This window comes from Thioalkalivibrio sp. ALMg11 (genome assembly GCF_000377905.1).
Classification (GTDB): Bacteria; Pseudomonadota; Gammaproteobacteria; order Ectothiorhodospirales; family Ectothiorhodospiraceae; genus Thioalkalivibrio.
Genome location: NZ_KB898873.1, coordinates 311478 through 324887 on the forward strand (window position 1 = coordinate 311478; position 13410 = coordinate 324887).

Annotated in this window: 12 protein-coding genes; 8 read left to right on the forward strand and 4 right to left on the reverse strand. The window is 66.9% G+C overall.

The window, feature by feature from the left end:
• Window positions 1–21: 21 nt before the first annotated feature.
• Entirely contained in the window at window positions 22–2073 is a 2052-nt protein-coding gene (locus tag D578_RS0106775; RefSeq protein ID WP_018949213.1) for a UvrD-helicase domain-containing protein, read from the forward strand.
• A 41-nt stretch (window positions 2074–2114) separates the two neighbouring features.
• Here D578_RS0106775 and D578_RS0106780 read toward each other — a convergent pair whose 3' ends face one another.
• Window positions 2115–3842: a potassium/proton antiporter gene (locus D578_RS0106780; protein ID WP_018949214.1), complete on the reverse strand. Its 1728-nt coding sequence runs from the start codon at window positions 3840–3842 to the stop codon at window positions 2115–2117.
• On the opposite strand from D578_RS0106780, the gene D578_RS0106785 reads away from it, so the two are divergent.
• Entirely contained in the window at window positions 3841–4890 is a 1050-nt protein-coding gene (locus D578_RS0106785) for a lipid A deacylase LpxR family protein (RefSeq protein ID WP_018949215.1), read from the forward strand. The genes D578_RS0106780 and D578_RS0106785 overlap by 2 nt on opposite strands.
• Before the next feature lie 9 nt (window positions 4891–4899).
• Here D578_RS0106785 and D578_RS0106790 read toward each other — a convergent pair whose 3' ends face one another.
• Entirely contained in the window at window positions 4900–5871 is a 972-nt protein-coding gene (locus D578_RS0106790) for an MBL fold metallo-hydrolase (RefSeq protein ID WP_018949216.1), read from the reverse strand.
• Between the two features lie 158 nt (window positions 5872–6029).
• Here D578_RS0106790 and D578_RS0106795 point away from each other — a divergent pair, with 158 nt between their 5' ends.
• The 4 genes from D578_RS0106795 (at window position 6030) to dut (ending at window position 9701) form a co-directional block, all read left to right on the forward strand.
• The gene (locus tag D578_RS0106795; protein ID WP_018949217.1) at window positions 6030–6632 is read left to right on the forward strand and encodes a DUF502 domain-containing protein; all 603 of its coding nucleotides are present in this window, start codon (window positions 6030–6032) and stop codon (window positions 6630–6632) included.
• A 10-nt stretch (window positions 6633–6642) separates the two neighbouring features.
• Entirely contained in the window at window positions 6643–7860 is a 1218-nt protein-coding gene (gene coaBC, locus D578_RS0106800) for a bifunctional phosphopantothenoylcysteine decarboxylase/phosphopantothenate--cysteine ligase CoaBC (RefSeq protein WP_018949218.1), read from the forward strand.
• Between the two features lie 129 nt (window positions 7861–7989).
• The gene (locus D578_RS0106805) at window positions 7990–9165 is read left to right on the forward strand and encodes an RNA-guided endonuclease TnpB family protein (protein ID WP_018949219.1); all 1176 of its coding nucleotides are present in this window, start codon (window positions 7990–7992) and stop codon (window positions 9163–9165) included.
• A gap of 74 nt (window positions 9166–9239) precedes the next feature.
• Window positions 9240–9701, forward strand: a complete 462-nt coding sequence (dut, locus tag D578_RS0106810) for a dUTP diphosphatase (protein WP_018949220.1) — start codon at window positions 9240–9242, stop codon at window positions 9699–9701.
• A gap of 7 nt (window positions 9702–9708) precedes the next feature.
• Here the strand turns inward: dut and hmpA are convergent, their stop codons facing one another.
• Window positions 9709–10890, reverse strand: a complete 1182-nt coding sequence (gene hmpA, locus D578_RS0106815; protein WP_018949221.1) for an NO-inducible flavohemoprotein — start codon at window positions 10888–10890, stop codon at window positions 9709–9711.
• A 161-nt stretch (window positions 10891–11051) separates the two neighbouring features.
• On the opposite strand from hmpA, the gene argB reads away from it, so the two are divergent.
• Window positions 11052–11930 carry an acetylglutamate kinase gene (gene argB, locus D578_RS0106820; RefSeq protein ID WP_018949222.1) on the forward strand — a complete coding sequence of 293 codons (879 nt, stop codon included), beginning with the start codon at window positions 11052–11054 and terminating at the stop codon, window positions 11928–11930.
• Between the two features lie 26 nt (window positions 11931–11956).
• Here argB and D578_RS0106825 read toward each other — a convergent pair whose 3' ends face one another.
• On the reverse strand, window positions 11957–12619 hold the full coding sequence (locus D578_RS0106825) for a DUF4124 domain-containing protein (protein ID WP_026289225.1): 663 nt from the start codon (window positions 12617–12619) through the stop codon (window positions 11957–11959).
• On the opposite strand from D578_RS0106825, the gene D578_RS0106830 reads away from it, so the two are divergent.
• A complete protein-coding gene (locus tag D578_RS0106830) occupies window positions 12612–13373 on the forward strand; it encodes a sulfite exporter TauE/SafE family protein (RefSeq protein WP_018949224.1) in 762 nt (253 codons plus the stop codon). The genes D578_RS0106825 and D578_RS0106830 overlap by 8 nt on opposite strands.
• Window positions 13374–13410 lie beyond the last annotated feature (37 nt).

Below are 13410 nucleotides of genomic sequence, written 5' to 3' on the forward strand. Positions count from 1 at the left end.
GAGAAGGAATCGACCGCCCCGGTGTCTGAACTGAATCCCCAACAACAGGCCGCCGTGACCACCACGGACCACCCACTGCTGGTGCTGGCCGGAGCGGGGTCGGGCAAGACGCGCGTGATCACCGAGAAGATCGCGCACCTGATCGAGCAGCGTGGACTCGAGGCGCGCCGCATTGTCGCCATCACCTTCACCAACAAGGCCGCGCGCGAGATGCGCGAGCGGGTGCAGGGCCGCCTGGCGCGCGAGCAGGCGCGCGGGCTTAGCGTCTCCACCTTTCACACCTTTGGACTCAATTTCCTGCGCCGTGAACTGCAGGCGGCCGGGCTGCGTGCCGGCTTCTCGATCCTCGATCCGGGCGACTGCCGGCAGTTGCTGCGCGAGATCACCTACCGCGACGACACCGGGTCCGAGGTGGACGCACTGGTCGGCCACATCAGCCGCTGGAAGAACGACCTGATGACGCCGGCGGAGGCGCTGCACGATGCCGGTCAGATGACCGACGCCCCGGAGGCGATCGCCGCGGCCAACCTCTACCCGCGCTACGAGGACGCCCTGCGCGCCTACAACGCGGTGGACTTCGACGATCTGATCAAGCGCCCGGTGGACTGCCTGCGCGACGATCCGGAGCTGCGTAACCGCTGGCAGGACCGCATCCGCCACCTGCTGGTCGACGAGTACCAGGACACCAACTCCGCGCAATACCAACTGGTGCGCCTGCTGGTTGGCGTCAGCGATGGACTGACGGTGGTCGGCGATGACGACCAGTCGATCTACGCCTGGCGCGGCGCGCGCCCGGAAAACCTCGTGCGCCTGCAGGACGACTTCCCGCGCCTGGAGGTGATCAAGCTGGAGCAGAACTACCGCTCCACTAACCGTATCCTGCACACCGCGAACGCGCTGATCGCGAACAATCCGCACGTGTTCGAGAAGCGCCTGTGGAGTGCGCTTGGCGAGGGCGAGAAGATCGAGGTCATCGGCTGCTCCGACGCCGACACCGAGGCCGCACGCGTGGTCTCCGAACTGATGCGTCGGCGTTTCCGTCACAATGCGGGCTGGGGGGATTTCGCCATCCTCTACCGCAGCAACCACCAGTCCAGACTGTTCGAGAAACTCCTGCGCGAGCAGGGCATCCCCTACCGCCTGAGCGGCGGCCAGTCGTTCTTCGAGAAGGCCGAGATCAAGGACCTGGTCGCCTACCTGCGCCTGCTCGCCAACCCGGACGACAACACCGCGTTCCTGCGCGTGGTCAACGTGCCGCGCCGCGAGATCGGTCCGGCGACCCTGGAGAAGCTCGGCCACTACGCCAACCAGCGCGGCACCTCGCTGTTGCAGGCCGCGCGCGGCGCCGGTCTTTCCGAATACATGGATGCCCGCGCCCATGCCCGACTGGAGCGCTTCACTGACTGGATTGACGGCTTCCAGCGCCGCGGCGCGGAAGAGTCCCCGGACGCACTACTGCGCGCCCTGGTCGAGGACATCGACTACGAATCCTGGCTGCTGGAAAACAGTCCCAACCCGCGCGCCGCCACCCGGCGCATGGACAACGTGCGCGAATTCATCGACTGGGTCGGGCGCATGGGCGGAGCCAACACCACGGCCGAATACGGCGACGACGAGGCCGAGGACACCCGCAGCATGGGCCTGGCCGACATCGTTAATCGCATCAGCCTGATGGACATCCTCGACCGCAACCGGGATTCCCAGGACGGCAACGAGTCGGTACAGCTACTGACCCTGCACACCGCCAAGGGCCTGGAGTTTCCGCATGTCTGCCTGGTCGGCTTCGAGGAGGAACTGCTGCCACACCGGGTCAGCGTCGAAGACGACTCCATCGAGGAAGAGCGCCGCCTGGCCTATGTCGGCCTGACCCGCGCCCAGCAAACCCTGCTGATCACCTACGCCCAAAGCCGAAGCCGCTACGGCGAGAGCATCGACTGCGAGCCCTCGCGCTTTCTCGACGAACTCCCCGAGGAGCATCTCGACTGGCCGGACGCCAAGCCGCCGGACCCCGAGACCCAGCAGCTCACCGCCCGCGCCCACCTCGCCGGCCTGAAGGCCATGCTCGAAAAGTAGGGCCCTATAGAGAACCGGACCTTGCACCGCCGGACTTACACTTAGGAAGGCTTCAGCAGCTTCAGACCGACGCGGGTGATGCGGGCGCCGTCCATCTCGCGGATGACCAGGCGCATCGGGCCGAGATCGACGGCATCGCCGACGACCGGTTCGGCCTGGAGCTCGCGACGCAGATAGACCTCCAGGGTTTCACCCTGGCGTTCTGGCGGGACCGGGGCGCCGTAGGCCATGCCGACCGCGCCCAGCTGGGCGTCGCCGTTGAGCGCGAATTCGCCGAACACGCTGCGCTCGGTGAGGCGTTCCGGCACCTCGTCCTTGGGCACGAACAGGCGGTCAAGGTCATGCAGGTCCGCGGGTGTAACCATGATGTAGAGGTGGTCGCCGGCGTGCAGATCCAGCAGCTCCAGGGTCTCCAGCAACTTGCCTTTGCGCAGGTGCGCCACCACCCGTGCGCTGCCCGGCAAACGGAAGTTCGACCAGGCCTCGCGCACCACCGGTGTGGTCTCCGCCAGACGGTAGCCGACCAGCTCCATCTCCTGCTGCCCCGGGATGTCGAGCTCGGTGCGCTGCACCCGCGCGGTGGTGGGTGGCAACTCCAGCCCCAGCCAGCGTGCCGAGGTCGCGACGGTCCAGCCCTGCACCAGCAGCGAGATCAGCACAACGAAGAACACCACGTGGAAGAAGTAGCCGGCCAGCTCCAGCCCGGCCAGCAACGGGAAAAGCGCGAGGATGATCGGCACCGCCCCGCGCAGACCGACCCAGGAGATGAACAGCTGCTCGCGCCAGGGAAAGCGGAACGGGTAGAGACAAATCCACACCGCCAGCGGCCGCGCGACCAGGATCAGCACGGCGGCGACCAGGCCGGCGTCCAGCGCCACCGGCGGAAGCTCCGACGGGGCGACGATCATGCCCAGCATCAGGAACATGCCGATCTGCGCCAGCGAGGCGATGCCGTCATGGAAACGCTTGATGTTCTGCGAGGCCTCCAGCGGACGGTTGCCGAGCAGCAGCCCCGCCAGGTACACGGCAAGGAACCCGGAACCACCAACCAGCCCGGTCAGCCCGAAGATGGCCAGGGCCCCGGCCATGGCAAACAGCGGATAAAGCCCCGCCGCCATCGGCACCCGGTTGATCAACGCGAGCAGGGCAAAGCCACCGCCCACGCCGAGCAACGCGCCCAGGCCCATCTGCTGGACGAACTCCACCAGCACCACCAGACCGAACTGCTGTTCCGGCATCAACAACAGCTCGATCAGCACGATAGTCAGGAAGATCGCCATCGGGTCGTTCGAGCCGGACTCGATCTCGAGCGTCGCCCCTACACGACTCTTCAGCTCCAGTCCGCGCGAGCGCAGCAGGGAGAACACCGCCGCGGCATCGGTGGAGCCGACGATCGCCCCGAGCAGCAGCCCCTCCAGCCAGGACAGCCCCAGCCACCACACGGCAAACGCCCCGGTCAGCCCCGAGGTGACAATGACCCCGAGTGTGGCCAGCCCCAGGGCCGGCTTCAGCCCGATGCGGAAATTGCGCGCCGGTGTGCGCATCCCGCCATCAAACAGGATGATCGCAAGGGCCGCCGAGCCGACCAGGTAGGCAACGGTGATATTCTCGAACACCAGGCCACCCGGACCTTCCGGGCCCAGCAGCATCCCGATGACCAGGAACACCAGCAACAGGGGCACCCCCAGCCGCGAGGTGATGACGCTCGAAAGGATGCTCCCCAGCAACACGATCGCGGCCAGGAAGATGATCTGGTTGGAGAGATCCATGCGCCAATCATACCGGAACACCCCCGTAGCCCGCGGGCATACGCCTCGCCGCACAAAGGGTGCGCTGCTGGCCGGGGCGGTCCTGTGCGCGGCCAGCGCCAGCCCGGCCGCACTGGCCGGAGGCGGCGTGGACGCCCTGCACTTCGAGTTCGAGAACGACCTGTTCGGCGGCGAGGATCGCTACTACACCAACGGGCTTCGCATCGGCTGGACCCGCAGCGAGGGCCGCGTGCCGCCCTGGCTGCGAACCGTCGCGGACAGCCTGCCGTTCTTCGTCAGTCGCGAGGAGCCCGGACGCCTGAAGGCGGCGATCCACCTGGGCCAGAACATGTACACCCCGGAGGATATCGAGCGCGCGACGCCGGACCCGGATGATCGCCCCTATGCCGGCTGGCTGTACCTGAATTTCAGCATGGCTGCGGAACACGACGACCGCCTGGACCGCCTGCAGGTCACCCTGGGCACGGTCGGCCCGGCATCCCTGGCCGATCGCACCCAGAGGGAGGTCCACAGCTGGTCCAGCGCGCCGGAGCCGCAAGGATGGGATCGCCAGATCGGCAATGAACCGACCCTGATGCTGGCCTACGAGCGCCAGTTGCGCGGCCGGTCCCATCGCACGCAAAACGGCTGGGGTGCCGACCTGACCCCGCACTGGGGCGTGGCGGCCGGGACACCGTTTACCTTCGCGAATGCCGGTGCCATCGTGCGCGCGGGACGCAACCTGCCGGGCGATTACGGCCCGCCCCGGATCAGGCCGGCCCTGTCCGGCACCCACACCTTCGAGACCACTGCGCGTGCAGGCGGCTATGCGTTTGCCGGCGTGGATACGCGGCTAATGCTCTACGACCTGTTCCTGGACGGCCCGGTCTTCCGTGACGGGCCATCGGTGGACAAGCACCCCGTAGTGGGCGAGCTCACCGCCGGGTTCGTGTTCCACGTGGGCGGGGTGCGTCTGGGCTACACCCATGTCTGGCGCTCGCGCGAGTTCAGCGGGCAGGCCAAGGGCGCGGCGGAGTTCGGCTCACTGCACGCCACCTGGCAGTTCTGACAACGGGATTCAGAAGACCGCCGCCTCGACATCCGGGTAGGTAGTGGCCACCGAGCGGTCGATCTTGTCGTCGAAGCCGGGGTAGTGATCAATCAGGTCGCCCATACGCTCGCGCACCAGCGGCACGGTCTCGAAGTCGGCCAGCCCCTGTTCCACGCCCTCCTCGATCGCCTCCCACAAGGTGACCAGATAGCGCTGCAGTCGATCCAGCGTTTGCGCGTCCTCCAGCCCACCGTGCCCGGGTACGACGACCGCCGGCTCCAGCGCGATCAGCTCGCCCAGCAGATCGATCCATTGCGCGACGTCGCCATCCCAGACCGATGGCGCACGATCGCTGTAGACCACGTCCCCGGCCAGCAGGACCCGCGCCTGCGGCAACCAGACGCTCAGATCGCCCGGCGAATGCGCGCCCCTGGAGGGAAGGATCACGACCTCGGTACCCCCGAGGTCACGGGAGATGCGCTCGTCCACCGCAAGATTCGGGAGCAGCGGCGTGGTGTCGCCGGTCGCGCCCTCGGTCATCTCGCGGAAGTTCTCGACCCAGCCTTCGGCCTCCGTCTCCATACGCGCGATCGCGGCGGAACCGGCCATGATCTCCGGGTCGGAGTCGGCGAAGGCGTGATTGCCCAGCCAGTGGTCGCCATGACTGTGGCTGTTCACGATCCAGCGCACCGGCTGGTCGGTGACCTCGCCAATCGCCTCGCGCAGTGCCACGCCCATGGTCTCGGAGGAGCCGGTGTCGAACACCAGCACGCCGGCGTCGGTCACCACGAACGCCATGTTCGCGTTCCAGCCGAGATTCTCGCGACTGGGGAGATCCCGCGCCGGGGTCATCACTGCATAAACCCCCGGCGCCACCGCCTCGGGGGTCATCGCGTAGTCCTCGGGCGCCGCTGCGTCCGATGGCCCCGCGACGGAGGCCTGCGGTAACGCAACCACCGAGACTACCAGCGCCAGAGCGCCCAACCCGGTCCATCCCATCGTCCGCTCCTATCTCGCCAAGAAAGCCGCTCAAGCCTGTTGCATAGACTGTACCCATTCACGGAAGTGCCACCCCCGAGCTTGGGTGGCCAACGGCAGACCGTGCAGCGGCCACGAATGCGTTAGCATCCGGAGATCATCCCTGCACGGAGCCTGCTGTGCGCCGAATCTCCCGCACCTTCCTGACCGGCCTGGCCGCGATTCTGCCGGCCGCGATCACGCTGGCCCTGCTGTGGTGGCTGGGGAGCACCGCCGAGGAGGTCCTCGGGGGGCTGCTGCAGGCCATCCTGCCGGATCTGCTCTATTTCCCGGGCATGGGGATCCTGGCCGGCATCGGCCTGGTCTTCGGCCTGGGGGTGTTGCTCCAAGCCTATGTCGTGCGCTGGCTGTTCGACTGGATGGAGGGGCTCATGCAGCGCATCCCGGTGGTCAAGACCATCCACGGCACGGTGCGCGACGTCACCAACCTGCTCTCCGGCGACATCCATCAGCGCTTCGGGAAGGCCGTACTGGTCACCTTTCCCGGCAGCGACTTCAAACTGGTCGGCTTCGTCACCCGCGAGGACTTCGAGGGCCTGCCGGACAACCTGGGCGGGCCAGAGACGCTCGCGGTCTACATGCCCATGAGCTACCAGATCGGCGGCTACACCCTGATGCTGCCGCGCGAGCGCGTCGAGCCGCTGGACCTGCCGCTGGAGGACGCGATGCGCTACGCCCTGACCGCCGGCGTCTCCGCGCGCCAGGACAAGGGAACCGGGTAGAATCCGGCGCATGACGGAACACGACACCCAGCCCCGGATACTGGTCGGCGTCAGCGGCGGCATCGCCGCCTACAAGGCCTGCGAACTGGTGCGCGAATTGAAGCGTGCCGGCTGCGAGGTGCGCGTGGTGATGACCGCGGGCGCCCATGCCTTCGTCACCCCGCTCACCTTCCAGGCCCTTTCCGGTGCGCCGGTGCGCACCGAGCTGCTGGACGCCGAGGCCGAATCGGGCATGGACCATATCGCCCTGGCACGCTGGGCCGATCGCATCGTGGTCGCCCCGGCCAGCGCCAATCTGATCGGCCGCTACGCCCAGGGCCTGGCGAACGACCTGCTGAGCACCCTGCTGCTGGCGACCACCGCACCGGTCGCCCTGGCACCAGCGATGAACCACCGCATGTGGGCGCACCCCGCCACGCAGGCCAATATCGCGACCCTGCGGGCGCGCGGCGTCACGCTGATCGGACCGGACAGTGGCGACCAGGCCTGTGGCGAGCAGGGCGAGGGCCGCATGCGCGAGCCGGCCGCGATCGCGCGCGAACTCCTGCAACCGGCAGATGCCCCGCTGGCCGGTCGCCGCGTGCTTATCACCGCCGGCCCCACCTTCGAGCCGATCGATCCCGTGCGTTTCATCGGCAACCGCAGCTCCGGGCGCATGGGCTTCGCCCTGGCCGCGGCCGCGCGCGATGCCGGGGGCCGCGTAACCCTGGTGCACGGCCCCACCGCGGAGGCCGTGCCCGCCGGCGTCGAGGGCATTGCCACCGAGACCGCTGCCGCCATGCATACGGCGGTGATGGAGCGCCTGCCCGCGACTGACATCCTGATCGCGGCGGCGGCCGTGGCCGACTACCGCCCGGCCACACCACAGGCCCAGAAGATCAAGAAGTCCGATTCGGTGATGAACCTGGCCCTGGAACGCACCCAGGACATCCTCGCCGACGCCGCACGTCGGGCGACCCACCTCCCCCAGCGCCCGTTCCTGGTCGGCTTCGCGGCCGAGACCGAGCACCTGCGCGAACACGCCGACACCAAGCGCCGCACCAAGGGGCTCGACCTGATCGCGGCCAATCGCGTCGGCGAGGGCCTCGCCTTCGGCACCCCCGACAACGAGCTGCTGTGCCTGTGGGAGGGCGGCGAGCGCACGCTGCCGAACCAGCCCAAGGCCCAACTGGCGCTGGCGCTGATCGACCTGATCATCGAGCGCCTGAACCCACGCGAAACAGATTAGCAAAAATCCGCGTAAACCCTCGCCCACTCGGGCGGGGATACAAGCGGGCAGCGCGATAGCGCTGCTGGGTTTACGGTATGGGGTCCGGCGGCATAAGCTGTACACGCATCCATGCATCAATGGCGCGCCATGCGGAAGGCCACCAAGATACGCATTTATCCCACAACCGAGCAGGCGGCGTTTCTGAACCGCCAGTTCGGCGCGGTGCGTTTTTGCTATAACACCGGCCTTCGCATCATGTCCCATCGCTACCAGCGCCACGGCCAGTCGTTGAGTGCAAAGCACGACATCAAAAAGCTGCTGCCGGTGGCCAAGAAATCGCGCAAGTATGGCTGGTTGAAAGAAGCGGATTCCATCGCACTCCAGCAGGCGTGCCGGAACCTCGATAATGCCTTCCAGCGCTTTTTTGACCCTGCGCAGAAGGCCGGCTATCCGCGCTTCAAGAGCCAGCGTGGCAAGCAGTCGAGTTACCACTGTGTTGGTATCCAGGCTGACGGGAACTGGATCAGGGTGCCCAAGCTCGGTCCGATCAAGGCCAAGGTGCATCGCAAGGTTGAAGGCAAGCTGAAAAGCATCACCCTGACCCGGACGGTCACCGGGAAGCACTACGCCTCGCTGCTCTTCGAAACCGAACAGGCCGCCCCGGCACCGCTGAAGGATGTCGACGCCGCCGGTGTCGTCGGCCTCGACATGGGGTTGTCGCATCTGGCCATTGACTCCACCGGCCATAAGACCTCCAACCCGCGCTTTCTCACCCAGGCCGCAGCCAATCTGCGGCGTAAACAGAAGGCGCTCTCTCGCTGCCAGAAAGGTAGTCGCCGCCGCTCCCGCGCGCGGCTGCTCGTGGCCAAGGCTCACGAACGGCTGACCAACGCCCGCAACGACTTCCAGCACAAGCTCTCTCGACAGATCGTTGACGACAACCAAGCGGTGATCGTCGAGACGCTGAAGGTCCGCAACATGATGAAGAACACCCGCCTCGCCAAGCACATCGGCGATGCGTCCTGGTATGCCTTGGCCGCTAAACTGGACTACAAGGCCATGGAGAAGGGCAAACGTCTGGTCAGGATCGACCCGTGGTTTGCCAGCTCCAAGACCTGCCATGTCTGTCATCACAAGATGGACGCCATGCCGTTGAGCGTCCGGTCGTGGAAGTGCCCCGCCTGCCAGACTCATCATGACCGGGACATCAATGCGGCACTGAACATCAAGCACCAAGGCATGATCCATTTGAAGGCGGAAGGGCTGTCCGTCTCTGCCCATGGAGGCTCGCGTAAATCCGGCATGTCGCCGGTTGCTGCCTAAGAAGTGGGAAGCCTTGCCCGTGGCGCGTCAGCGCTTAGGGCGGGGAGCAGTCACTCATTGCCAAGGAACCCCGAATGCCCGTCCCCGAGATTGACCTGAAGATCCTCGACCCGCGCATGGGCGTGGACTTCCCGCTGCCCGCCCCGGCCACCGACGGCTCGGCCGGCGTGGACCTGCGCGCGATGATCGAGGCCCCACTGACGCTGGAGCCGGGCGCGGCCGAGCTGATCCCGACCGGGCTGTCGATCCACATCGAGGACCCGGGTTATGCCGGGATGATCCTTCCGCGCTCCGGGCTCGGCCACAAGCATGGCCTGGTGCTGGGGAATCTTGTCGGCCTGATCGACGCCGACTACCAGGGGCCGTTGATGGTCTCCTGCTGGAACCGGGGCGCGAACGCCTACACGCTCGAGGTCGGCGAGCGCCTCGCCCAACTGGTGATCGTCCCGGTCGTCCAGCCGCGCTTCCGCGTGGTCGAGGACTTCGAAGAGACCACCCGTGGCGCGGGCGGCTTCGGCTCCTCCGGGCGCGGCTGAACCGGCGTCAGGTCTCCAGGGCCGAGGCCGGGCCGAAGAACTCGTAGTTCACCCGCTCGTCCGGGATGCCTAGCCCGCGCAGGTGGGCGCGCACCTGCTGCATGAAGGGCTTCGGCCCCAGGAAATAGACATCCACCTCGCGGCTGTCGGGCAGCCATTCGGCGAGCTGCTCACGGGTCAGAAAGCCTTCGGCATGCGGCTGATCGCCGGCACGCGGCTCGCTATAGCAATAGCGACGGGTCAGACCGGACATCTGTTCTGCCTGACGCTCCACCCAGTCGTGAAACGCGTGCACGCCACCGTGCCGCGCACAGTGGAGAAAGTGCACCTCGCGACCGTCCGCCAGCGCCGCCTCGGTCATCGCCATCGCCGGCGTAATCCCGACTCCTGCGGTCACGAAGGCCACGGGACGATCCGACGCCCGCAGCACGAAATCGCCGGCCGGAGGGAAGACGTCCAGCGCGTCACCCTCCTGCACCCGGTCGTGCAGGAACGTCGACGCGACACCGCCCGGCTCGCGCTTGACGCTGATGCGCAGGCTTTTTCCGTTCGCCGCTGCGGACAGGGAATAGTTCCGCCGCACCTCCTCGCCATCGATCATCAGGCGTAGCCCGAGGTACTGCCCTGGCTGGTGCGGCGGGACAGGCTGACCATCAACCGGCTGCAGATAGAACGAGGTGATCTCCTCGCTCTCGGGGACCTTGCGCTCCACACGAAAGGCGCGGGCACCACGCCAGCCGCCGGGTTGCTGCTCGTGCGCGGTGTACACGCCCTCCTCTGCCTCGATCAGGATATCTGCCAGTTGCTGATAGGCCGCCGCCCAGGCCTCCAGTACTGCATCGGTCGCCACGTCCTCGCCCAGCACCTCGCGCATGGCCTGCAACAGGCAGGTGCCGACAATCGGGTAATGCTCGGGCTGCACCTGCAACGAGACGTGCTTGTTGACGATCTGGCCCACCAGCGGGCCCAGGGCCTCCAGTTGGTCGATGTGCCGTGCGTAGTTCAGGACCGCATTGGCAAGTGCCCGTGCCTGCTCGCCACTGGCCTGGTGCGCCTGATTGAACAGCGGCTGCACCTCCGGGTAGTCGCGCAACATGATCTCGTAGAAGTGGCGGGTGAGGGCTTCGCCGCCGGACTCCAGCAGCGGCACGGTTTGCTGGATGATCGCCTTCTGTTCAATCGAGAGCATGTGACACCTTCATTTGTTGTATGCAGTGCGCAGCTTTATACCCACTCAGACTCCCGGGGTCAAACGATATACCGCAAATACATCTTAGTGGGGCAGCTCATCGCGCCCGCGAGGCGGGGTGCTAAACTGCGCGGCTGCGAAACCCGACAACCGGACCCGCCATGGATACCCAGACGGCCCATTCCGTTGCCCACGTACTGATCGAAGCGCTGCCCTATATCCAGCGCTTCGCGGGCAAGACCATCGTGATCAAATACGGCGGCAACGCCATGACCGAGGACCACCTGAAGGCCTCGTTCGCGCGCGACATCGTGCTGCTCAAGCAGGTCGGCGTGAATCCGGTGGTGGTGCATGGTGGCGGGCCGCAGATCGGCGATCTGCTGAAACGCCTGGGCAAGGAGACGGAATTCGTCAACGGCTTGCGCGTGACCGACCGCGAGACCATGGACGTGGTGCAGATGGTGCTCGGCGGGCTCGTGAACCAGGAGATCGTGTCGCTGATCAACCGCTTCGGCGGCCGGGCCGTCGGCCTGACCGGCAAGGACGGGCAGATGATCCGGGCGACCCCGCTGCGCGACTACGGCGCGGCCGAGGGCGAACCCAGCGTGGACCTGGGCCATGTTGGCCAGGTGGAGGGTGTGGACCCGAGCATCGTCCACACCCTGGACCAGGGCGACTTCATCCCGGTGATCGCCCCGATCGGGTTCGACCGCGATGGCAAGGCCTACAACATCAATGCCGACACCGCGGCCGAGAAGCTCGCAGTGGTGCTGGATGCGGAGAAGCTGTTCCTGCTGACCAACACCCCGGGCGTGCTCGACGGCGACGGGGCCCTGCTACCGCGCCTGGCCGCGCCGGAGGTGGATGCGATGATCCGCGACGGCACCATCCACGGCGGCATGATCCCGAAGATCCGCTGTGCGCTGGATGCCGTGCGCAGTGGCGTGAACGCCACCCACATCGTGGACGGCCGAGTGGAACACGCGGTGCTGCTGGAGCTACTGACCGACCAGGGTGTGGGGACGCTGATCAGTCGTTAGGCCAGCCTGCACCAGGCTTCGTCACCCTAACCGCGACCGTTCATCACCAGAGTCTGGAAGTCGCGGCGATCCAGGTCCAGACGCTCGTGGATCGCGGCCAGACGGTCACGCTGACCCCGACGATACTGGCGCTCGCGGGCAATGCGCGCATCCAGCTCGTCCAGCTCCGCCCGGTAACGATCCGCCAGCGGGGAGTTGTCATTGGCTCCATCCAGCTGCCGACGGATGCGCTCGCGTTCACGCAGCAGGGTCTTTTCCTGGGCCTCGCTGCGCAGGACGTTGCCGCCGATCGAGCGCGCGCGGCGCTCGCGCAGCTCTTCGATCTCTTCCAGCGAGGTGTAGGCCCGGCGCAGCTGGTGCTCGCGCGCGACGCGATCCTGACGCGCCTGCTGCGTGGCCTCCAGGTCGCGCTCCGCCTGCTCGCGCTCGGCCGCAGCCTGCGCCCGCTCCTCGGCGCTCATCGGCGCCGGCAGGATCTCGCGCATGCGGCCCTCGGAGTCATAGATGCGCCGCTCGCGCTGACTGGTCTCCGGCTCCGGGGTGCTGGAATAGTGTACGGTCCCGTCATCATCCACCCAACGGTAGATATCCGCCTGGACCGGGACTGCGAGCCCCAGCAACAACGCACCGGCCATCGCCGAACGCAAAAGCCCTGACCGCTGCCCGTTCCACACACCCCAAATGACCATTCTCGAACACCTCGGACTCGTCTTGATCGCCATTGTGGCCAACGGTTTCTCCGCCTTGGCCGGTGGCGGGGCGGGCCTGCTGCAACTGCCCGCCCTGATTTTTCTGGGCCTTCCCTACCCCGTGGCACTGGCCACCCACAAGATCGCCTCCGTGGCCCTGGGCGCCGGTGCCGGCCTGCGCCACTTCAAGAAAAGCACATTCGAGCCGGCGCGCCTAGCCATTATCCTGCTGGCCGGTCTGCCTGGGGTGCTAATCGGTGCCTGGCTGGTGTTGGGGATCCCGCCGCGGGCCGGCGAAATCGCCCTGGGCCTGCTGACCATCGGCCTCGGCTGGTACTCCTGGCGCCGCCCGCAGCTCGGGCAAATGGTGCGCGAGATCCGCTTTTCCTGGAGCCACGCCCTGATCGGTGCGGCCGGTCTGTTCCTGATCGGCATCCTGAACGGCTCGCTCGCCTCGGGCACGGGGCTTATGGTCACCCTGTGGCTGGTGCGCTGGTATGGCATGAACTACACCCAGGCAGTCGCCTACACCATGGTCCTGGTGGGGCTGGTCTGGAACGGGGCGGGCGCCCTGATGCTCGGGACCTTCGGCACGGTGCAGTGGGACTGGCTACCGGCACTGCTCATCGGCAGCTTTGTCGGCGGCTATCTGGGGGCCTGGGCCGCCCAGCACTACGGCAACCGCCTGGTCAAGCGCGCCTTCGAGGTCGTCACTGTCCTCACCGGCATCGCCCTTCTACTGCCCGTGCCCTGACGACCTGCCTCGCCAGGGACGCCCATCACGAAGCGCA